The organism is Streptomyces chiangmaiensis (assembly GCF_036281785.1).
Taxonomy (GTDB): Bacteria; Actinomycetota; Actinomycetes; order Streptomycetales; family Streptomycetaceae; genus Streptomyces; species Streptomyces chiangmaiensis.
Window position 1 is genome coordinate 59621 of sequence record NZ_JAYWVC010000013.1, and the last position, 21012, is coordinate 80632.

The window sequence follows — 21012 nt, forward strand, 5'->3', positions numbered from 1 at the left end:
CAGGGTTCATGACGCGCTTGTGGTGGTGTCATCCGCATTTTTTCGTCGATCTTTGTAATCGGGTGTGCGCCCATGATCGAAATGGGCGTAGCGGGAGAGTTTCCCCGCTTCCTCTCCTGACCCGAGGTTCCCATGGGATTGATGGTCCTGAACCATCGACGCAAGAAACCACTGCTGGTCGCGCTCGCCACAGCGACCGCGCTCGCCGCCGCACCTGCCGTCGCGTACGCGGACAGCGGCCCAGTCGCGCCGGTCGCCGTTTTTCCGGCCAACCTCGATCCGGTCACCGGTGCGCCGGCCACCGGTGCTCAGACCACCGGTGCGCCCGTCACCGGTGCGCCCGTCACAGGCGGAATCCCCCTGACCAACACGTCCGAGAAGATCGGCCCAGGGATCGACCTCCAGCACGTGAAGGCGCTCGCCCAGAAGGGCTGGTACGACGCGCAGTTCCTGAACGTGGACCTGTCCAACCGCGCGGTCGGCACGGACCTGCTGACCTCCGGACCGGTCGCCTCCGGCGGGCCCCTCAGTGAGGCCGCCGACAAGGCCGGCGCCGTCGCGGGCGTCAACGGCGAGTTCTTCGACATCGGCAACTCCAACGCGGCCCTCGGCGGCGAGGTCCAGAACGGGCAGCTGATCAAGTCCGCCGACGCCGGCGGCCGTCAGCATGTGGGCGTCAGCAAGGACGGCATCGCCCAGCTCGTGGACCTCACGCTCGACGCGAACGCGAACTTCGCGGGCGCGGACCACAAGGTGCTGTCGCTCAACGCCGCGAACGGCGGCGGGGTCCCCGCGGACGGTCTGATCGCGTTCACGTCGGCGTGGGGCGACTACAGCCGCAACCGCGGCCTGACGGGAGTGCCCAACGACCAGATCGCCGAGGTGCTGGTCAAGAACGGCTCGGTCGTGTCGGTCACGCCGAGCGGTCCCGCGGGCGCGGGGACGATCCCGGACGACGGCTTCGTGCTCGTCGGGCGCGGCGCCGCGGCGACCGCGCTCCGCGCGCTGCAGCCCGGCGACCCGGTGAAGCTGGACTATGATCTCGCCGACAACGTTGCCAAGACGATGAAGTTCGCGCTCGGCCACGGCGGCACCATCGTCTCCGGCGGCCAGGTCGTCAAGGGCCTCGACACCTCGATAGCCCCGCGTACCGCGCTCGGCTTCAAGGACGGCGGCAGGCAGCTCGTGCTCGCCACCTGGGACGGCCCGGGCGGCACCGGCAAGGGCGGCATCGGGATCGACGAGGAAGCGCGTGAACTCGCCGCGATGGGCGTGGAGACCGCGGTCAACCTCGACGGCGGCGGCTCGACCACGATGGTCGCCCGCGCGCTCGGCGAGGACGCCACGACCGTCCGCAACGTCCCGTCCGACGGCCACGAGCGCAACGACCCGAACGGTGTGGGGGTGTTCGTCGCGAAGGGCGACGGCAAGCTGGACCGGCTCCTCGTCAAGCCCGCGCCGGGTGCGGCGTCGGCCGACGGTGGCGTGAAGGTCTTCCCGGGGCTGCACCGCGCACTCGTCGCTCAGGGCGTCGACAACCACGAGACTCCGGTGAAGGTCGACGCGAACTCCGTGCTGTGGACCGCGACCGGAGCGCCCGTCGAGGGCAGCACGCTCGCGGCCCCGGCCAAGGCGCACGGCACGATCACGGTCAGCGCGCATGTGGGTGACGAGAAGGCGGACGCGAGGGTCACCGTCCTGGGCAAGGTCAACAGCTTGGAGCTGTCGGCCCAGCGCCTGTCGATCCCCGACGCGACGCCCGCCAACGCGGCCACCGTCTCCGTGACCGGCCGCGACGCCCAGGGCTACACGGCTCCGATCGACCCGCAGGACCTCTCGCTCGACTACGACCACAGCGTCGTCGACATCAAGTCCGTGGACGGCAAGCTGAAGATCACCCCGCTCACCGACGCGGGCACGATCCTCAAGGTCTCGGTCGGCGCCAAGTCGGTCCAGCTCCCGATCACGGTCGGCGCGCAGACCAAGACGGTCTACGACTTCGACGACGACGTGCTCGGCCGCTGGCGCAACAACAGCACCGCGGCCACGACGTTCTCGGCGGACCCCGACGGCCTGCGGATCGACTTCAACGCGATGCGCAACGTGGGCATCACGGTGAAGGCGGCGTCCGGGCGCATCCAGGTGCCGGGCCAGCCACTGCGCCTGCGGATGCGGCTCAAGTCGAGCATCAGTGTGCCGAACGGCCTGACCTACATCAGCTACGTCGACGCGGACGGCAAGAGCAACGGCGTCTACGGCTCCGGCCTGACCGCGAGCGACAACTGGCAGAACGCGTCGTTCACTCTGCCGGCGAACACGAAGTTCCCGATCGCCATCTCGGGCTTCCAGGGCATCAACACGAGCGTCGCCCAGCAGAAGGCGGGCACGTTCGTCCTGGACCGCGTCGAGGCCGACGTCCCGACGTCGATCGATCTGCCCGCCCAGCCCGGCCTGCGGCCCGACCCGCTCGTCTCCGACGACGGCTCGCCGCTCCAGGGCCACGACACGTGGAAGTTCGCCACGCTGTCGGACGTGCAGTTCACCGCCGACAACCCGGCGCTGGCCCAGGTCGCGACGGCCGCCGTCCACCGGATCCGCAAGACCGGTCCGGACCTGATCGTCCTCAACGGCGACATCACCGACCGCGGCCTGCCGCAGGACCTCTCGCTGGCCCGCAAGGTGCTCACCGACGCCGGGTGCGACCTCATACCGGTCGGCCAGGAGCCGGCGGAGAACAGCACGCCGGACCCGAAGGCCGGCTCGGTGCCGTGCTACTACGTGCCGGGCAACCACGAGTCCTACGGCCTCAACAACGTCCAGCAGGACCTGACGAACTTCACCAAGGAGTTCGGCCGGCCGTACCGGACGTTCGACCACAAGGGCACGCGGTTCATCCTGCTCGCCAGCTCCCTCGGGACGCTGCGCGGGACGGCGTGGGACCAGCTCCCGATGCTCCAGAAGGCGCTCGCCGACGCCGAGAACGACACGTCGGTCCACAACGTCATGGTGTTCGCCCACCACCCGGTGGACGACCCCGCCGAGACGAAGGCCAGCCAGCTCGGCGACCGCGACGAGGCCGCGCTCGTCGAGCACATGCTCACGGACTTCCGTGACGCCACGGGCAAGGGCGCCGCGATGGCCGGATCCCACGCCCAGATCGCCGACGTCCACCGCCTCGAGGGCGTCCCGTACACGGTGCTGCCGTCGTCCGGCAAGGACCCGTACGGCACGCCGGACCGCGGTGGCTTCACCGGATGGGTCGACTGGTCCGTCGACGCGGACCGCAGCGCCAACCAGCAGTGGCTCGAGGCGGACGTGCGCGCCTTCGCGCAGTCCATCACGCTCAACACCCCGGACTCGCTCGAGGTCGGCAGGACCGCGCAGCTCTCGGGCAGCATCGTGCAGCCCGAGGGTATGTCGACGGGCACGCGTGTGGTGCCGCTTCAGTACCCGATGTCGGTCGACTGGAGCGGCTCGTCCGATCTGGCCATCGGCAGCGGTAAGCAGGCCATCAACAAGGCCCGCGACGAGGGCAAGGTCGCGATCCTCGACCCGCGGACCCGCACGCTCACCGCGCTGCGCGAGGGCTCGGTGACCGTGTCGGTGACGAACGACTCGATGCGCGCCTACACCGACGACAGCTCGCTCGCGCCGATCACGACCTCGAAGACCGTCGAGGTCGGGCCGGCCGCGTCCGACAGCGAGTGACCGTGACCGACACGGGCACGCAGCCGGTGCGGACCGGCTCCTGAGCGGTCCGGTCCGCCGCGCGAAGCAGTCCGGCTGAGGGCGAGCACGCATGTGCTCGCCCTCAGTGCTACCCGGCCGTCACGCCCACAGGACGACGGGCCCTCGTGCCCCCGTGCCCACCGACTGCCGATACCGGTACGGCCGCCCCGAGGGCACGCCCCACCGCGCGGAGAACCCGCTCGGTCCCACGGTCGTCTCGAGGCCGCCGCCCGGCCATCGTCCATCGACGCCATCGAGCGCCGGCAGGCTCGCCGGCCGAGCCCTGGAACGGACCCAGGGGCCGACGTCGTCAGGCGATCGCCAGCAGGACGGCCAGCAGAACCGCGCCGGCCACCACCGGACCGATGACCTCGTACGCCCAGCGGACGGTCGGCTCGCCCTGGGCGCGCTCGGACTTCCCGTGGGTCTCGAACAGTTCCCGCAGATCGTCCATGACCTGGTCGGTCTGGGCACGGCTGGGCCCGTCCGGGACGCCGGACCGCGCGTCCGTGCGGCCGCTCTTCGCCGCCCGGGCCGCACGCGTGGCGGCCTGGCTCTGCTGCCGCGCCGCCTTCTTGCGCGCCCGCAGTGAGACGGGAATCGCCCACAGCTGGTACTTGGTGCCGGACGTGGTGAGGACCTCGTTCGAGTAGGTGGATCGGAACGAGGCCACCGACCCCCAGGGCAGCACGATCACCCGGAGCGGATTGCGGATGCGCAGCCGCTCGTGGTTCGTGAAGACGGCCGGGCGTACGGTGAAGGCGGCGACCGCGGGCACCACCAGGATCAACGCGGCGAGCGCCAGCCAGGGTGCACGACCGTGCGCGGATACCAGGGCGTCGATGCCGAGCCAGAGCACAAGGCCGAGCAGCAGCACGCCGGCCGCGATGCCGGCGTGCGACCGGTAGACCCGGTCCTGGGACTCGGATGCCGAGTGATCCGGCGCGGGCGACTGGTGATCCGGGGTCGTCATGGTCCCGATTCTGCACGACGGACACTCCGGACCTCGTAGCCGGTCCCGGGCCGGGCCCCACATGATGCGGGCCCGTGTCCGGTCCGTATCCGCTGCCGCTGGGGACTGTACAGACGCTACGCGCGTAGATATGCTCGGCTGGTGACCATGCCCATTGCACCCTCCCCCAAGCTCTCGGCTCCGCGCGAGCAGGGTGGTACCCCCACCACTCTGACGGATGTCACCGCGTCCGACAGCACGCTGCGCCGCTTCCTCCATGGGCTGCCCGGCGTCGACACGGTCGGCCTGGAGGCGCGCGCCGCCTCGCTCGGCACCCGTTCCATCAAGACCACCGCCAAGGCGTACGCCATCGACCTCGCCATCTCGATGGTCGACCTGACGACGCTGGAAGGCGCGGACACCCCGGGCAAGGTCCGGGCGCTCGGCGCCAAGGCGGTCCACCCCGACCCGACGGACCGCACGACCCCCACGACCGCGGCGGTCTGCGTCTACCCCGACATGGTGGCCGTCGCCAAGGAGGCCGTCGCCGGTTCCGGCGTGAAGGTCGCCTCGGTCGCCACCGCCTTCCCGTCCGGCCGCACCGCCCTCGAGGTGAAGCTGGCCGACGTCCGCGTGGCCGTGGCCGCGGGCGCCGACGAGATCGACATGGTCATCGACCGCGGGGCGTTCCTCGCGGGCAAGTACCTGAAGGTGTACGACGAGATCGTCGCCGTGAAGGAGGCCTGCGGGACGTCGGCCCGGCTGAAGGTCATCTTCGAGACGGGTGAGCTGTCGACGTACGACAACATCCGGCGGGCGAGCTGGCTCGGCATGCTGGCCGGGGCCGACATCATCAAGACCTCGACCGGCAAGGTCGCCGTCAACGCGACCCCGCCGAACACCCTCCTCATGCTGGAGGCCGTCCGCGACTTCCGCGCGCAGACCGGCGTCCAGGTCGGCGTGAAGCCGGCCGGCGGCATCCGCACCTCGAAGGACGCCGTCAAGTTCCTGGTCCTGGTCAACGAGACGGCCGGCGAGGACTGGCTGGACAACCACTGGTTCCGCTTCGGCGCCTCCTCGCTCCTGAACGACCTGCTGATGCAGCGCCAGAAGCTGGCCACCGGCCGCTACTCCGGTCCCGACTACGTGACGGTGGACTGATCCTCCATGGTTTTCGAATACGCACCCGCACCCGAGTCCCGCGCGATCGTCGACATCGCGCCCTCGTACGGCCTCTTCATCGACGGCGAGTTCACGGAAGCGGCCGACGGCAAGGTCTTCAAGACGATCAGCCCGTCCACCGAGGAAGTCCTCTCCGAGATCGCTCAGGCCGGCGAGGCGGACGTGGACCGCGCGGTGAAGGCCGCCCGCAAGGCCTTCGCGACGTGGTCGGCGCTGCCCGGCTCCGAGCGCGCCAAGTACCTCTTCCGCATCGCCCGCATCATCCAGGAGCGCAGCCGTGAGCTCGCCGTCCTGGAGACGCTGGACAACGGCAAGCCGATCAAGGAGACGCGCGACGCCGACCTGCCCCTGGTCGCCGCGCACTTCTTCTACTACGCCGGATGGGCCGACAAGCTCGGCCACGCGGGCTTCGGCCCCGACCCGAAGCCCCTGGGCGTGGCGGGGCAGGTCATCCCCTGGAACTTCCCCCTGCTGATGCTGGCGTGGAAGATCGCCCCGGCGCTGGCGACCGGCAACACGGTCGTACTGAAGCCCGCGGAGACGACCCCCCTGTCGGCCCTGTTCTTCGCGGACATCTGCCGCCAGGCGGGCCTGCCCAAGGGCGTCGTCAACATCCTTCCGGGATACGGCGACGCGGGAGCCGCGGTCGTCGCGCACCCGGACGTGAACAAGGTCGCCTTCACCGGCTCCACGGCCGTCGGCAAGGAGATCGCGCGCACGGTCGCGGGCACCCGCAAGAAGCTCACCCTCGAACTGGGCGGCAAGGGCGCCAACATCGTCTTCGACGACGCGCCCGTGGACCAGGCCGTCGAGGGCATCGTGACCGGCATCTTCTTCAACCAGGGCCAGGTCTGCTGCGCAGGCTCCCGTCTCCTGGTCCAGGAGTCGATCCACGACGAGCTGCTCGAGTCCCTGAAGCGGCGGCTGTCGACCCTCCGCCTGGGCGACCCGCTCGACAAGAACACCGACCTCGGCGCGATCAACTCCGCCGAGCAGCTGGCCCGGATCACCGCGCTCGCCGAGCAGGGTGAGGCGGAGGGCGCCGAGCGCTGGTCCCCCGCCTGCGAACTCCCGTCATCCGGCTACTGGTTCGCCCCGACGCTCTTCACGAACGTCACCCAGGCGCACACCATCGCCCGCGACGAGATCTTCGGCCCGGTGCTGTCCGTCCTCACCTTCCGCACGCCGGAAGAGGCCGTGGCCAAGGCCAACAACACCCAGTACGGCCTGTCCGCCGGTATCTGGACGGAGAAGGGCTCCCGGATCCTGGCCGTCGCGAACAAGCTGCGCGCCGGTGTCGTCTGGTCCAACACGTTCAACAAGTTCGACCCGACCTCGCCGTTCGGCGGTTACAAGGAGTCGGGCTTCGGCCGCGAGGGCGGTCGCCACGGCCTGGAGGCGTACCTCGATGTCTGAGAAGACCGCGAAGACCGAGAAGTCCGAGAAGATCGAGCGACTTTCGGTCTTCAAGACCTACAAGCTGTACGTCGGCGGGAAGTTCCCGCGTTCCGAGAGCGGCCGGGTGTACGAGGTGGCGGACTCCAAGGGCAACTGGCTGGCCAATGCACCGCAGTCCTCCCGCAAGGACGCCCGTGACGCGGTGGTCGCCGCGCGCAAGGCGTTCGGCGCCTGGTCAGGTGCGACGGCGTACAACCGCGGCCAGATCCTCTACCGCATCGCGGAGATGCTGGAGGGCCGCAAGGAGCAGTTCGTCCGGGAGGTCGCCGACGCCGAGGGACTGTCGAAGGCAAAGGCGGCGGCGGTCGTCGACGCGGCGATCGACCGCTGGGTCTGGTACGCGGGCTGGACCGACAAGATCGCCCAGGTGATCGGCGGCGGCAATCCGGTGGCGGGCCCGTTCTTCAACCTCTCCTCCCCCGAGCCGACGGGCGTGGTCGTGGTCCTCGCCCCCCAGGAGTCGTCGTTCCTGGGCCTGGTCTCGGTGGTCGCCCCCGTGATCGCGACCGGCAACACGGCCGTGGTGATCGCGAGTGAGAAAGCCCCGCTCCCCGCCCTCTCCCTCGGGGAGGTCCTGGCCACCTCCGATCTGCCGGGCGGTGTCGTCAACGTCCTCTCCGGCCGCACGGCGGAGATCGCGGCCCCGCTGGCCGCCCACCAGGACGTCAACGCGATCGACCTGGCCGGCGCCGACGAGGTGCTGGCCAGGGAACTGGAGATCGCCGCGGCGGACAACCTGAAGCGCGTGCTTCGTCCACAGCCTGTGGATTACTCCGGGACCCCGGGCACCGAGCGTCTGACGGCCTTCCTGGAGACGAAGACGGTCTGGCACCCGACGGGGTCGCTGGGCACGTCCGGTTCGTCGTACTGACGCCCGAAGACCGAAGAGCCGCGCTTCCCCGCCTTCCAGGGGAAACGCGGCTCTTCGTCGTTGCGACCGCCGCACGGACGCTCAGTGCACCGCGCCGAGCACCTGCCCGAGCAGCGGCACACTGCCCAGCGACTGCGCCTGGGCCACCGGCCGGGTCAGGGCCTGCGAGGACAGCGGCTTGAAGTCGGCGACCTGGGTGGCGACTCCGTTGTCGAGCGGGTCGACGCCCGTGCCCGCCAGCGGGTTGGGCTTGAGGCCCGCGACCGGACCGGTCGCATGGCCCACGGTCCCCGTGAGCGCCGACAGCGCCGCCTGCGGGTCGGTGTGGCCGAGCGACGCGGGCCGCACACCCGTCACGTCCAGGACCGGGGCGGTGTCCGCCGACGCCGTGGCCGCGCCCGCCCCCAGTGCGGCACCCGTGGTCGCGAGGGCCACGAGAGTCCGCCGGACGGCAGGGTTCCTCGGGGAGGCGTGTCGTGCCATGGCTGCTGCCACCTTCTCCATGCTCAAGGTAATCATGTCGGCACACAGGGTAGTTGAGAGGTGATGTGCGCGCCAACGCAGACCCGCGAGGTCGATGTGGTGAGCGGGATGCGTCAAACTGGTGTCTCGTGAGTCTCCATCCCCCGATCCCCTCCCGCGTCGTGCTGCTCTGCGGCCCCTCCGGTTCCGGCAAGTCCCTCGTCGCCGCCCTCTCCGGGCTTCCCGTGCTGCGGCTCGACGACTTCTACAAGGAGGGCGACGACCCGACGCTGCCGCTGATGGAGGGGAGTTCGGACATCGACTGGGACCATCCACGGTCGTGGGACGCGGACATCGCGGTCGCGGCCATCGCCGAACTGTGCGCCACGGGCCGTACGACGGTGCCGGTGTACGACATCGCGCTCAGCGCGCGCACGGGCGAGGAGACGCTGTGCATCGACCGCACCCCGGTCTTCGTCGCGGAGGGCGTCTTCGCCGCCGAGGTCGTGGAGCGCTGCCGGGAACTCGGCGTGCTGGCCGACGCGCTGTGCCTGACCCGCGGTCCCCTCACCACGTTCCGCCGGCGCTTCGTGCGCGACCTCAGGGAGGGCCGCAAGTCGGTCCCGTTCCTGCTGCGTCGCGGCTGGCGACTGATGCGGGCGGAACGGTCGATCGTCGCGCGCCAGACGGGTCTCGGCGCCCACGGCTGCGACCGGGACGAGGCGCTGAGCAGGCTGGCGGCCGTGGCCGCGGGACGGCGCGCCTCGGTGGGCACGGCCGTCTGACCCTCACAACGGGAAGCGGGACTGGACGGACCCCCCGGCCCTCCAGTCCCGCTCTCCTGCACCCCCGTGCTTCCCCCGTGGTGGTGCTTCCCCCGTGGTCCCCCGTGACCCCGTTGTTTCCCCCTGCGGGGCTCCCCCGAGCCCCTGATCCCTCAGGCAACGAGCTCCCCGAAGGACTCCTCCTCGTCACGGCCGAAGCTGAGGACCTCGTCCTCGCGCAGCCGGCGGAGCGACCGCCAGATGCTCGACTTCACCGTGCCGACACTGATGTCGAGGATCTCCGCGATCTCCGGGTCCGTGCGGCCCTCGTAGTAGCGCAGGACCAGCATGGTGCGCTGGAGTTCGGGCAGCCGGGCGAGCGCCTGCCACAGGACGGCACGCAGTTCGGTGCCGCGCATCGCGTCCGTGTCACCGGCGGTCTCCGGCAGCTCCTCGGTCGGGTATTCGTTCAGCTTGCGGCGGCGCCACGCGCTGATGTGCAGATTGGTCATCGTCCGCCGCAGATAGCCCCCCACTGCGGCCTTGTCGCTGATCCGGTCCCACGCCCTGTACGTCGAGAACAGCGCGCTCTGCAGCAGGTCCTCGGCCTCGAAGCGGTCGCCGGTCAGATGGTAGGCGGTTGCGTACAGGGAGGCGCGGCGCTCCTCGACGTAGGCGGTGAACTCCGCCTCCGCCGCCGAACGGCCCTCCCCCGAGGCCTCCCCGTACGCGGTTCCCCCGTGAGCTTCCCCCGTGTGCGCGTCAACCACCGTCATGTAGCCGGCGTGCTGACGCCCGGTGCCGCGAGCGCACCCCCGCCCTCCCCCACGCTCGAACCCGCTCGCGCGGGAGGGACCCCCATCGGCACCGGACTTCTCGGCGTTCCGGGTGACATCGTGCAGACGCGTGACAACTGCGCTCGTGCTGGTGCTGTGCAGCGTGTTCATCTCGCGCCCCCCGTCGTGGAGTCCCCGGTCTTCCGTGCGGCCTTGCTTGTGTCGAGAAGCCTGCCCGGCCCACTTCATCGCCGTGTCCGCCGACTGTCACAGACCTGTCACAGGGGCGGTCCGCAGCGGCACCACAGCGCGATCACAGAGGAGAGTCGTACGGCTACGCACCCGTGTGGCCGTCAGCACCTCGTACGGGCGAGATGAGCGGGAGCGCTCCAACTGTCGAAAGACGGCCACGGCATGGGTCAGAATGACCCCCGTGCCTTCCCTGTTGCTGATCGAGGACGACGACGCCATCCGAACGGCCCTGGAGCTCTCTTTGACGCGCCAGGGACACCGTGTGGCCACCGCTGCCACCGGAGAGGACGGTCTCAAGCTGCTGCGCGAACAGCGGCCGGACCTGATCGTGCTGGACGTGATGCTGCCCGGCATCGACGGGTTCGAGGTGTGCCGTCGCATCCGGCGCACCGACCAGCTGCCGATCATCCTGCTGACCGCGCGCAGCGACGACATCGACGTCGTGGTGGGTCTCGAGTCGGGCGCCGACGACTACGTCGTCAAGCCCGTGCAGGGCAGGGTGCTCGACGCCCGGATCCGGGCCGTGCTGCGCCGCGGCGAGCGCGAGGCCAGTGACTCGGCGACGTTCGGCAACCTCGTCATCGACCGGTCGGCGATGACGGTCACCAAGAACGGCGAGGACCTTCAGCTGACCCCGACCGAGCTGCGGCTGCTCCTGGAGCTGAGCCGGCGGCCCGGCCAGGCGCTGTCCCGGCAGCAGTTGCTGCGGCTGGTGTGGGAGCACGACTACCTCGGTGACTCCCGGCTCGTCGACGCCTGTGTGCAGCGGCTGCGCGCCAAGGTCGAGGACGTCCCGTCGTCCCCCACGCTGATCCGCACGGTCCGTGGCGTCGGCTACCGGCTGGACGCTCCTCAGTGACCGATCCACAAGGGGGACGCCGCGGCTGGTCCGCGGCACGCGGAACCGTCCAGTCACGCATCCGCTTCACGAGCCTCAGGCTGCGCCTGGTCGTGGTCTTCGCGCTGGTCGCACTCACCGCCGCCGTGTCGGCGTCCGCCATCGCGTACTGGCTCAACCGCGAGGCCGTCCTCACCCGCACCCAGGACGCGGTGCTGCGCGACTTCCAGCAGGAGATGCAGAACCGGGCGAGCTCGCTGCCGGTCCATCCGACGCAGGACGAACTGCAGCACGCCGCTGGGCAGATGGCGAACAGCAGCCAGCGCTTCAGCGTGCTCCTGGTCGCGACGGACGAGCAGGGCAGGACCGTCGTCGGCAACTCCGATCTGGACGCCTTCACGCTGGAGGACGTGCCGAAGTCACTGCAGAAGGCGGTGAACAAGCAGCAGACGGTGTCGTCGACCAACAACTACGCCTACCACCTCTACTGGCAGCGGATCATCGACGGCGACAGGCCGTACCTGGTGGGCGGGGCGAAGGTGATCGGCGGCGGCCCGACCGGATACATGCTCAAGTCCCTGGAGCCGGAGGCCAAAGACCTCAACTCCCTCGCCTGGTCCCTCGGCATCGCCACCGGGCTCGCGCTGATCGGCTCGGCCCTGCTCGCGCAGGCCGCCGCCACGACCGTGCTGAAGCCGGTGCACCGCCTCGGCATCGCGGCCCGGCGCCTCGGCGAGGGCAAGCTGGACACCCGGCTGCGCGTCTCCGGCACCGACGAACTGGCGGAGCTGTCCCGGACGTTCAACCGCGCCGCCGAGTCCCTGGAGAAGAAGGTCGCGGACATGAGCTCCCGCGAGGAGGCCTCCCGTCGCTTCGTCGCCGACATGTCCCACGAACTTCGTACTCCCCTCACCGCGATCACCGCCGTCACCGAGGTTCTGGAGGAGGAGCTGGACGCCGGGACGGGCGGCCTCGACCCGATGATCGAACCGGCCGTACGGCTGGTGGTCAGCGAGACGCGGCGCCTGAACGACCTCGTCGAGAACCTGATGGAGGTCACCCGCTTCGACGCGGGCACGGCCCGGTTGGTGCTCGACGACGTGGACATCGCCGACCAGATCACCGCGTGCATCGACGCCCGCGCATGGCTGGACGCCGTCGAACTGGACGCCGAGCGCGGCATCACGGCCCGCCTCGACCCGCGCCGCCTCGACGTGATCCTGGCGAACCTGATCGGCAACGCGCTCAAGCACGGCGGTTCGCCGGTGCGGGTCTCGGTGCGCGAGGAGGGCGAAGAACTCGTCATCGAGGTACACGACCACGGTCCCGGCATCCCCGAGGACGTCCTCCCGCACGTCTTCGACCGCTTCTACAAGGCCAGCGCCTCGCGGCCGCGCTCCGAGGGCAGCGGCCTCGGGCTGTCCATCGCGATGGAGAACGCGCACATCCACGGCGGCGAGATCACGGCCGCCAATTCCCCCGAGGGCGGGGCGGTGTTCACGCTGCGCCTGCCCCGCGACGCGTCGCCACTGGTCGAGGAGGAGAAGCGGAACGGGAACGGCGCAAAGGGGAACGCCCGATGAGACGACGTGGCGCGCGACCCTGGCTCGCCGTGCCGCTGCTGGCCGCGTTGCTGGCCGGCTGCGGCATCCGCTCCACCCAGGTTCCGACGGACTTCGGCCCCGCGCCGTCCCGGGTGCCGTGCGCCCTGTCCGGCGCTGACCTGTCCACGCAGGCGGGCCGCGGCATTCCGGTCCAGGTCTTCCTGCTGTGCGCCTCGCAACTGGTGACGGTGGACCGTTCCGTGCGCATCCCGGACGGCACGGCCGAGGCCCAGCGGCGGGTGCTGGTGGCCCAGGGCCTGCTCGACCAGCTCGCCGCGAAGCCGTCCACCGCGGAGAAGCAGGCGGGCTACACGACGGAGGTGACCGGCGGCATCAGGGTGAGCGGGCCCCGCGGCAAGGACCTGGAGGACACCTTCCGGCTGAGCGCCCGCGTGCAGGACCTCACTTCCTCTGCCCTCGCGCAGATCGTCTGCACGTTCGCCGACTCGGAGGCGACCGCCGCCGACGACGGGACGGTCGTGCTCGGCGGCCCCGCCGACCAGCCGCTGCGCCGCTACGAGTGCACGAGCGACGTGCGTTCCCGCCCGGGCGGCAAGCAGCCGCCGTCCACCGAGGTCACCAGGCCCTGAGGCACGGCCGCACCCGCCGGCCGGTGCCTCGCCCGTCACCGTGTGAGGAACCGTTCACATCTCGGCGGCGCAGGGCGGAACCGGAGGCGCCGGGGGCCGCGTCTAGGGGGGAGTGCAGCGTCAAGGCTCGATCGGCGGCAGCGCCGTGATCCGCGTCCGTGTGGCAGGGGGTGTCCTCCTCGTCGCACACCTCGCGCTCGTCGCCTGGATCACGCTTCGCCCGCTGGACGTGCCCTGGGTGCGGCCCGCCAATCTCCATCCGTTCGCCGGTATCAGAGCCGATCTCGTGCTGGGCTGGCCGGAGGCCGCCCGCCGCATCGGGAAGGGGCTGGCGCTGCTCGCGCCGCTCGGGGTGCTGCTGCCCATGGCGGGCGGCCGGCTGGACGTCTCGCCGTTCGCCTCGCTGGCCCGTACGGTCGCCGCGGGCACCCTGATCTCCCTGGGCATCGAACTGGTGCAGACCGGGGTCCCCGGTCAGGTCGTGGACATCGACACGATCCTGCTCAGTACGGTCGGCGTGGCACTGACCCATCTTCTGATCGTCCCCGCGGCGCGGTACCGGCTCCGCCGCCGGGCCGAGCACCGGCGCCGGGCCGCCCACCCGAGGGAGGAGCCGTCCCAGGGGCGGACCCCGACGATTCCCAGGGTCGGGATGGCTCCGTAGAGTGACGCTTCGCCCCCCTTCGTCCCCGTAGCGTGGACCACATCGAAAGCGACGAGGAAACCTCACCGCCGAGAGCACCGACGGCGCCGGGGACCCGGACGCGATCGTCCGTCCCGGCAGTCGCCGGGACCGGATTCCGGGCTACGGTTCGCGAAGGAGCCACCATGACCGCCCTTGCCCGCCCCACTCACGGACGGATGATCGGCGGAGTGTGCGCAGCGCTGGCACGGCGCTTCGGCACCTCCGCCACCACGATGCGCGTGATCTTCGTGCTGTCGTGCCTGCTCCCCGGCCCCCAGTTCCTGCTCTACATAGCCCTGTGGATCCTGATAGCCCTGTGGATCCTGTTCCCCTCGGAGGAGAAGGCGGGCGCGCGCACGGTCTGGTGACGACCGGTGCTCCGGCATCGCCACCGGACTCCCGCATGCGAAGGGGCGCCCCGGCTCGGGGCGCCCCTTCGCATCGTCCGAAGCCGGTCGGCTCAGCCCAGCGGGATGCCGTTCACCGGCAGGCCGTGCATGGGCAGTCCCTTGACCGGCAGACCACCGAGCAGCCCGGTGACCGGGGCCGCCGGCCCGTCGGCGACGGCCTGGTCGGCGACCGGCTGCGCGGCGTCCACCGCCCGGCCGAGCGCGTTCTGCCCCTGTCCGAGCGCCTCGTTCGCGCCGGGCAGCATCCCGGTGACACCGCCCACCGGCAGCGCCTGGGTGACCGTGTCGAGGCCGGTGACGTCCGGCACGGCCGGGGCGGCGCTCGCGACACCGGTGCCCGCGGCGGCGAAGGCGGCACCGAGAGCGGCGACACCGAGGGTCTTGGCAGCAGACTGCTTCATGATGAACGCGTCCTTGGGTCCGTTGACGGAGATGTGAGCGGTCCAGAACCGTAAACACGTGAATCGGCGATCCGCAAACATCCGCAGGCGGCCGGGAAAATGAATCCCGGTCGCCCCGAAATCGGGCCCGTCAGCCCTCGGGCGCCGCAGAACCGCTGGTGGAAGCGGTCTGCTGGAACAGCCATTCGGACTTCAATTCGGCGTATCCCGGCTTGATGACGTCATTGATCATCGCCAGTCGTTCATCGAAAGGAATGAATGCTGACTTCATAGCATTGACAGAGAACCATTGGAGATCCTCGAGCGTGTAACCGAACGCCTCGACCAGATGGTCGAATTCCCGGCTCATGCTCGTCCCCGACATCAGACGGTTGTCCGTGTTCACGGTGGCACGGAAGTGCAGCCGCCGCAGCAGCCCGATGGGGTGGTCGGCGTACGAGTCGGCCGCACCGGTCTGCAGATTGGAACTGGGGCAGAGCTCGAGCGGGATGCGCTTGTCGCGCACGTACGAGGCGAGGCGCCCGAGCTCCACCGAACCGTCGTCGAGGACCTGGATGTCGTCGATGATCCGCACTCCGTGCCCGAGGCGGTCGGCGCCGCACCACTGCAGCGCCTGCCAGATGGACGGCAGCCCGAAGGCCTCTCCGGCATGGATGGTGAAGTGGTTGTTCTCGCGCTTGAGGTACTCGAAGGCGTCGAGGTGCCGGGTGGGTGGGTAACCGGCCTCGGCACCGGCGATGTCGAAGCCGACCACGCCGAGATCCCGGTAGCGGTTGGCCAGTTCGGCGATCTCCAGGGCACGGGCCGCATGCCGCATGGCGGTGAGCAGCGCGCCGACCCGGATGCGGTGACCGTTCTCCCTGGCCCGCCGCTCGCCGAGCCGGAAGCCCTCGTTGACGGCCTCGACGACCTCCTCGAGGCTGAGCCCGCCCTCCAGGTGCTGCTCGGGCGCGTAGCGCACCTCCGCATAGACGACCCCGTCCTCGGCGAGATCCTCGGCGCACTCGGCGGCCACGCGCACCAGCGCCTCGCGGGTCTGCATCACGCCGACGGTGTGGGAGAAGGTCTCCAGATACCGCTCCAGGGAACCGGAGTCGGCGGCCTCGCGGAACCAGAGACCGAGCTTGTCCGGATCCGTCTCGGGCAGGTTCGCGTAGCCCGTGTCACGGGCGAGTTCGACGACCGTGCCGGGGCGCAGGCCGCCGTCGAGATGGTCGTGCAGCAGGACCTTGGGAGCCCGGCGGATCTGATCCCAGCTCGGGGTGTTCTGGTGCTGGCTCGTCATTTCCGCACCATAGCGCCTACGCGCGTAGAGCACGACGCGCGACGAGACGTCGATACGCAAAGGTGACCACCGGGGCGGGTTTCGTACACCGCTGCTTCTGACACTGTTCTGTCATGGCACATCAAGCGACGCCGGTTCGCAGGGCCCGGCTGGGGAGAGCGCTCGGCCAGGAACCGACGGCGGTGAGCGGGGCGGTGCTGCTGCTCCCGGGAGGCGACGAGATCTCCGCCCGCAGACCCTCCCCCCTGATGGCCGCCGCCTCGGTCCGCGCCCTCGGCCGCCGGCTGGCGCGAGCGGGCCGCGACGAGGGGCTGGTCATCCACGTGGTGCACTACCGCTACCGGGGCTGGAACGGCAGCGAGGCGCATCTGTCGCAGGACGCCGCCTGGGCCGCCGACGAGATCGTACGACGCCATGGAGATGTGCCCGTCTGCCTCGCCGGCGTGGGTATGGGCGGCCGGGCGGCGCTGCACGCGGCCGGGCACACGGCCGTCGACTCCGTGCTGGCGCTGGCCCCTTGGCTGCCCGAGGACGACATGGCGGCGTCACCCGAACCGGTGAAGCAGCTCGCCGGGCGGCAGGTGCTGATCGTGCACGGCACCAATGACGAACGCACGGACCCGGAGCTGTCGTTCCGGCTGGCGGAGCGCGCCAAGAAGGCGAATCGCGACATCTGCCGCTTCGAAGTGCACGCGGACGGTCACGGGTTGCACCAGTACCGGTCCGAAGTGCAGTCCCTGGCAGCGGACTTCGTCATGGGCACGTTGTTCGGGCGGCCGTTCTCCCGCCCGCTGCAGGACGCGCTGGCGGCTCCGCCTCCTCTGGGGTTGAGGATGCCGCTGGCGGCCGGGTTCGGGCGGTCACTGAGAAGGTGAGGGGCGCCGCTCCGGCGCCCCGTCCGCGGCCCTGTGCGGCTCACGGGTGGGCGCGGCCCGGCCCGCACGCCAGCGCTGTGGTCGCCGCACTAGTCGGGCAGGAGCTGCCCCCGCCGCGACAGCAGAAAGCTCTTGAACGCGGCCACGGGCGGGGTGTCGGCATGCCCCTCGAGCCATGCGACGCCGATCTCCCGCACCGCACGCGGCGCCGTGACGGTCAGCTCGACGACACCGGGGCGCGGCACGGCGGGCGGCGGCAGCAGCGCGACGCCGAGACCCGCCGCCACCAGGCCGCGCAACGTCTCGGCCTCCTCCCCCTCGAAGGAGACCCGCGGGCTGAACCCGGCCTCGCGGCACAGGTCGTCGGTCATGCGGCGCAGCCCGTACCCGGGTTCGAGGGTCACGAAGGTCTCCTCGGCGGCCTCGACGAGGCGGATGCGCCTGCGGCCCGCGAGCCGGTGGTCGGCGGGGACGACGAGCCGCAGTTTCTGCTCGTCGAGGCGACGGGCGACCAGATCGGCGGCGTCGGGCACCGGCGAGGTGAGGCACAGGTCCAGCTCCCCCGCCCGCAGCTTCTCGAGCATCGCCTCCCCGTAGTTCTGGACGAGGCTGAAGCGGACGCGCGGATGGCCGGCGCGGAAGGCGTGGATCAGGCCGGGCACGGTCTCGGCGCCCATCGTGTGCAGAAAGCCGAAGGCGACCTTGCCGGTGGCGGGGTCCGCGTCCGCGCGCACCTCCTCGGCGCCCCGCTCGATCTCCGCGAGGGCGCGTTCGACGGAGGCGAGGAACGTACGGCCGGCCGGGGAGAGCGAGACCGTGCGGCCGCGACGGGCGAACAGCTCGACGCCCAGGTCCCGTTCGAGCCGGACGAGCGCGCGGGACAGGGTCGACTGCGGGACCTGCATCACCTGCGCGGCCCGTGTGACGTGCTCGGTACGCGCGACGCCCGCGAAGTACGCGAGGCGCGGCGCGAGCAGGGTGACGATGTCTGCTGCGTCACTTGTGTCACCGGACGATGACGGGCCGGTCGCTGACGTCCGCTGATGCATCATGGGAACGATTATGGGGTTTCTGTGCATTGGACGCATGAGGACTGAGGTCCGTACGTTCGAGGTATGCCTGCTGCCGATACCGCGGCGTCCACCACCGTGGGCGCCGACGCCGTCACCGCCGACTCCCGTATGCGCCCGGGTGGCCCCGGCTACCGCCGGGTGAGCCTCGCCCTCTTCCTTGCGGGGGTGGCGACCTTCGCCCTCCTCTACTCCACGCAGGCCCTGCTGCCGCTCGTCTCCCGCGACTTCGGGGTGACGGCGAGCGCGGCGAGCTGGACGGTGTCCGGCGCGACGGGCGGACTGGCGCTGTTCGTCCTGCCCATGAGCGCGCTCTCCGAACGGTTCGGACGGCGCACGCTGATGACGGCGTCGCTGGCGGTCGCGGTGACGGTCGGTCTGCTGGTTCCCTTCGCCCCGTCGCTGGGCGCGCTGATCGCGTTGCGTGCGGTGCAGGGCGCGGCGCTGGCCGGGCTGCCGGCCTCGGCGACCGCGTATCTGGCCGAGGAGGTCACCCCGAAGGCCCTGATCACGGCGATCGGTCTGTTCGTGGCCGGCAACAGCGTCGGTGGCATGAGCGGCCGGGTGATCACCGGCTGGGTCGCGCAGGAGTGGGGCTGGCGGGTCGCCGTCGGCACGATCGGTGTGCTCGCGGTCGCCTGCGCGGTGGCCTTCCGCCTGCTGCTGCCGGCGCCCAAGCACTTCAAGGCCGGCTCGCTGCATCCCCGCGTCCTGGCCCGCACCGTCCGCGACCATCTCGCGAACCCGCTGCTGCGCCGGCTCTACGCGATCGGCGCGCTGTTCATGATGGTGTTCGGCGGCGTCTACACGGTGATCGGCTACCGCCTGACGGACCAGCCGTTCGGATTGCCCCAGGGGATCATCGGCTCGATCTTCCTGGTGTATCTGGTCGGGACGGTGACGGCGTCGACGGCGGGCCGGATGGTGGGCCGGATGGGCCGCCGCGGTGCGCTCTACCTGGCGGCCGGCACCACGACGGCGGGACTGCTGCTGTCCCTCGCGGCCTCCCTGCCGCTGGTCCTGCTGGGCCTGGTGCTGATCACGGCCGGCTTCTTCACGGGCCACGCGGTGGCGTCGTCGGCGGTCAGCCACACGGCGAAGCAGGGCCGTGCCCAGGCCTCCGCCCTCTATCAGTCGGCCTACTACATCGGCTCCAGCACGGGCAGCACACTGGGCGCGGTGGCCTTCCACGCGGGCGGCTGGGGCGGCACGGTGGGCATGGGCGTGCTGGCGGTGCTCGGCGTCGTGACGATCACGGTGTTCGGATCGAGGGCGGCCCGCCTGGCGGTGCGGACGGCATAGCCCGCGGTGCGGCGGGGGTCGTCCGCGACACCGCAGGCGCTGCCCTCACCTGCCCCTTTCTCCACTCCGGGGGTCGTTGTCAGTGCGCTGCGGTAGCTTCCGAAGTGCTGGGGCGCGACGATGCGCGACAGGAACGGCCGCAGGGGTGGGTGGACCATGGATGACGGAGCGGCGACGGCGGACGACCTCGACGTCCGGCTGGAGAAACACCGGGTCGAACTGACCGGCTACTGCTATCGCATGCTCGGTTCCTCCTTCGAGGCCGAGGACGCGGTGCAGGACACGATGGTCCGCGCCTGGCGGAGCCACGAGAAGTTCGAGGGCCGCTCCTCGCTGCGCTCATGGCTGTACCGGATCGCGACGAACGTCTGCCTGGACATGCTGAGCGCGGGCAACAAGCGCGCCCGCCCGATGGACCTGACCGAGTCCACACCGCTCGCCCGCGCCGCCCTCTCCCCGCGTCCGGACCACACCTGGCTGGAGCCGATGCCGGACGCCCGCATGCTGCCCGCGGTGACCGACCCGGCGGAGGCCGCGGTGGCCAAGGAGTCGGTGCGGCTCGCGTTCATGGCCGCCCTGCAGCAACTGCCGCCCAAGCAGCGCGCGGTGCTCATCCTGCGCGAGGTGCTGGCCTGGAAGGCGAGCGAGGTCGCCGAGCTCCTCGACACCTCGGTCGCCTCGGTCAACAGCGCGCTGCAGCGGGCCCGGGCCACACTGGTGGACAGGGGCGGCGAGGGCGCCGACGCCGCCGTCTCCGACCCTCTGGACGAGGAGCAGCAAGAGCTCCTGGAGCGCTATGTGACCGCCTTCGAGGGGTACGACATGGAGGCGCTGACGGCCCTGCTGCACGAGGACGCGGTGATGACGATGCCACCGTTCGACCTGTGGCTGCGCGGCACGTCGGACATCACCGGCTTCATGACGACGCTCGGCTCCGCCTGCGAGGGCTCCCGGCTGGTGCGCGTCGCGGTCAACGGCCAGCCGGGCTTCGCCCAGTACAAGCCGGACCCGGACACCGGCGGCTTCACGGCCTGGTCGGTCCAGGTCCTGGAGATCTCAGACGGCCGGCTCACCGGGTTCCACTTCTTCCTCGACACCAAGCGCTGGTTCCCGCTGTTCGACATCCCCCTCCACCTCGAAGGGGAGGCCGACAAGAGCGAGTAGGGCACGCAGGGCGGGGGCCGGGTCGCGCAGCCGGATACGGCCCCCGGCGCGGCGGGCGGCCAGCTGAAGCCGGGCCAGTACGTCCACCGAGGCCAGGGTGACGGGCCTGAGCTCCGCGACGTCACACACGACGACGGCCCCGGTCTCCTTCATCAGCGCCCTCATCTCGTCGCCGAGCCGCGCCACGTCGTCCCGCGTGACGGGGCCGGCCACCACGAGTACGGCGGGTGTCTCGGCGTCCACGGTCGGTAGACCGGCCGGCCGCCGGGTACTCATCGGCGGGGGATCTGCGAGCTCTGCTCGGGGTCCTGGCTGACGGTGAGTGCCCTCATGGCGGTCTCC

General features: G+C 70.9%; 20 protein-coding genes. 13 read left to right on the top strand and 7 right to left on the bottom strand.

Features of this window, described 5'->3' with window-relative positions:
* Nucleotides 1-141: 141 nt before the first annotated feature.
* Entirely contained in the window at nucleotides 142-3708 is a 3567-nt protein-coding gene (locus VXC91_RS06765) for a phosphodiester glycosidase family protein (RefSeq protein WP_329505862.1), read from the top strand.
* Between the two features lie 331 nt (nucleotides 3709-4039).
* Here the strand turns inward: VXC91_RS06765 and VXC91_RS06770 are convergent, their stop codons facing one another.
* A complete protein-coding gene (locus VXC91_RS06770; RefSeq protein ID WP_329505863.1) occupies nucleotides 4040-4702 on the bottom strand; it encodes a PH domain-containing protein in 663 nt (220 codons plus the stop codon).
* Between the two features lie 147 nt (nucleotides 4703-4849).
* Between VXC91_RS06770 and deoC the strand changes: the two genes are divergently transcribed.
* Genes deoC through VXC91_RS06785 form a run of 3 tightly spaced genes read left to right on the top strand, consistent with a single transcriptional unit; the run spans nucleotide 4850 to nucleotide 8192 of the window.
* Nucleotides 4850-5842: a deoxyribose-phosphate aldolase gene (gene deoC / locus VXC91_RS06775; RefSeq protein WP_329505898.1), complete on the top strand. Its 993-nt coding sequence runs from the start codon at nucleotides 4850-4852 to the stop codon at nucleotides 5840-5842.
* Nucleotides 5843-5848: 6 nt separating this feature from the next.
* The gene (locus tag VXC91_RS06780) at nucleotides 5849-7279 is read left to right on the top strand and encodes an aldehyde dehydrogenase family protein (RefSeq protein WP_329505864.1); all 1431 of its coding nucleotides are present in this window, start codon (nucleotides 5849-5851) and stop codon (nucleotides 7277-7279) included.
* Nucleotides 7272-8192, top strand: coding sequence for an aldehyde dehydrogenase family protein (locus VXC91_RS06785; protein WP_329505865.1), 921 nt, complete (start codon nucleotides 7272-7274; stop codon nucleotides 8190-8192). Before VXC91_RS06780 ends, VXC91_RS06785 begins: the two co-directional genes overlap by 8 nt.
* An 81-nt stretch (nucleotides 8193-8273) precedes the next feature.
* Here the strand turns inward: VXC91_RS06785 and VXC91_RS06790 are convergent, their stop codons facing one another.
* The gene (locus tag VXC91_RS06790) at nucleotides 8274-8675 is read right to left on the bottom strand and encodes a hypothetical protein (RefSeq protein ID WP_329505899.1); all 402 of its coding nucleotides are present in this window, start codon (nucleotides 8673-8675) and stop codon (nucleotides 8274-8276) included.
* A 128-nt stretch (nucleotides 8676-8803) separates the two neighbouring features.
* On the opposite strand from VXC91_RS06790, the gene VXC91_RS06795 reads away from it, so the two are divergent.
* On the top strand, nucleotides 8804-9439 hold the full coding sequence (locus tag VXC91_RS06795) for a uridine kinase family protein (RefSeq protein WP_329505866.1): 636 nt from the start codon (nucleotides 8804-8806) through the stop codon (nucleotides 9437-9439).
* A gap of 152 nt (nucleotides 9440-9591) precedes the next feature.
* Here VXC91_RS06795 and VXC91_RS06800 read toward each other — a convergent pair whose 3' ends face one another.
* Entirely contained in the window at nucleotides 9592-10365 is a 774-nt protein-coding gene (locus VXC91_RS06800) for a SigE family RNA polymerase sigma factor (protein WP_329505867.1), read from the bottom strand.
* Between the two features lie 262 nt (nucleotides 10366-10627).
* Between VXC91_RS06800 and afsQ1 the strand changes: the two genes are divergently transcribed.
* The 5 genes from afsQ1 to VXC91_RS06825 all read left to right on the top strand — a co-directional run bounded on the left by afsQ1 (nucleotide 10628) and on the right by VXC91_RS06825 (nucleotide 14531).
* Nucleotides 10628-11305: a two-component system response regulator AfsQ1 gene (afsQ1, locus tag VXC91_RS06805; RefSeq protein WP_329505869.1), complete on the top strand. Its 678-nt coding sequence runs from the start codon at nucleotides 10628-10630 to the stop codon at nucleotides 11303-11305.
* Nucleotides 11302-12867 (top strand): HAMP domain-containing sensor histidine kinase, encoded by a 1566-nt coding sequence (locus VXC91_RS06810; protein ID WP_329505870.1) that lies wholly within the window; start codon nucleotides 11302-11304, stop codon nucleotides 12865-12867. Before afsQ1 ends, VXC91_RS06810 begins: the two co-directional genes overlap by 4 nt.
* Nucleotides 12864-13478: a hypothetical protein gene (locus tag VXC91_RS06815; RefSeq protein ID WP_329505872.1), complete on the top strand. Its 615-nt coding sequence runs from the start codon at nucleotides 12864-12866 to the stop codon at nucleotides 13476-13478. The genes VXC91_RS06810 and VXC91_RS06815 overlap by 4 nt, the downstream gene beginning before the upstream one ends.
* 112 nt (nucleotides 13479-13590) lie before the next feature.
* Nucleotides 13591-14142 carry a VanZ family protein gene (locus tag VXC91_RS06820; protein ID WP_329505874.1) on the top strand — a complete coding sequence of 184 codons (552 nt, stop codon included), beginning with the start codon at nucleotides 13591-13593 and terminating at the stop codon, nucleotides 14140-14142.
* Between the two features lie 164 nt (nucleotides 14143-14306).
* A complete protein-coding gene (locus VXC91_RS06825; protein ID WP_329505876.1) occupies nucleotides 14307-14531 on the top strand; it encodes a PspC domain-containing protein in 225 nt (74 codons plus the stop codon).
* A gap of 92 nt (nucleotides 14532-14623) precedes the next feature.
* Here the strand turns inward: VXC91_RS06825 and VXC91_RS06830 are convergent, their stop codons facing one another.
* Together VXC91_RS06830 and VXC91_RS06835 are read right to left on the bottom strand one after the other, a co-directional pair.
* Nucleotides 14624-14974 carry an ATP-binding protein gene (locus VXC91_RS06830; RefSeq protein WP_329505878.1) on the bottom strand — a complete coding sequence of 117 codons (351 nt, stop codon included), beginning with the start codon at nucleotides 14972-14974 and terminating at the stop codon, nucleotides 14624-14626.
* A 130-nt stretch (nucleotides 14975-15104) separates the two neighbouring features.
* Nucleotides 15105-16259 carry an adenosine deaminase gene (locus VXC91_RS06835; protein ID WP_329505880.1) on the bottom strand — a complete coding sequence of 385 codons (1155 nt, stop codon included), beginning with the start codon at nucleotides 16257-16259 and terminating at the stop codon, nucleotides 15105-15107.
* A gap of 113 nt (nucleotides 16260-16372) precedes the next feature.
* On the opposite strand from VXC91_RS06835, the gene VXC91_RS06840 reads away from it, so the two are divergent.
* Entirely contained in the window at nucleotides 16373-17134 is a 762-nt protein-coding gene (locus tag VXC91_RS06840) for an alpha/beta hydrolase family protein (RefSeq protein ID WP_329505882.1), read from the top strand.
* A gap of 89 nt (nucleotides 17135-17223) precedes the next feature.
* Here VXC91_RS06840 and VXC91_RS06845 read toward each other — a convergent pair whose 3' ends face one another.
* Nucleotides 17224-18186, bottom strand: coding sequence for a LysR family transcriptional regulator (locus VXC91_RS06845; protein WP_329505884.1), 963 nt, complete (start codon nucleotides 18184-18186; stop codon nucleotides 17224-17226).
* A gap of 63 nt (nucleotides 18187-18249) precedes the next feature.
* On the opposite strand from VXC91_RS06845, the gene VXC91_RS06850 reads away from it, so the two are divergent.
* Nucleotides 18250-19506, top strand: coding sequence for an MFS transporter (locus VXC91_RS06850; protein ID WP_329505886.1), 1257 nt, complete (start codon nucleotides 18250-18252; stop codon nucleotides 19504-19506).
* Between the two features lie 156 nt (nucleotides 19507-19662).
* Nucleotides 19663-20670 (top strand): sigma-70 family RNA polymerase sigma factor, encoded by a 1008-nt coding sequence (locus tag VXC91_RS06855; protein WP_329505887.1) that lies wholly within the window; start codon nucleotides 19663-19665, stop codon nucleotides 20668-20670.
* Here VXC91_RS06855 and VXC91_RS06860 read toward each other — a convergent pair.
* Nucleotides 20563-20946: an STAS domain-containing protein gene (locus VXC91_RS06860; protein ID WP_329505888.1), complete on the bottom strand. Its 384-nt coding sequence runs from the start codon at nucleotides 20944-20946 to the stop codon at nucleotides 20563-20565. The two genes, VXC91_RS06855 and VXC91_RS06860, sit on opposite strands and share 108 nt — an antisense overlap.
* Nucleotides 20947-21012 lie beyond the last annotated feature (66 nt).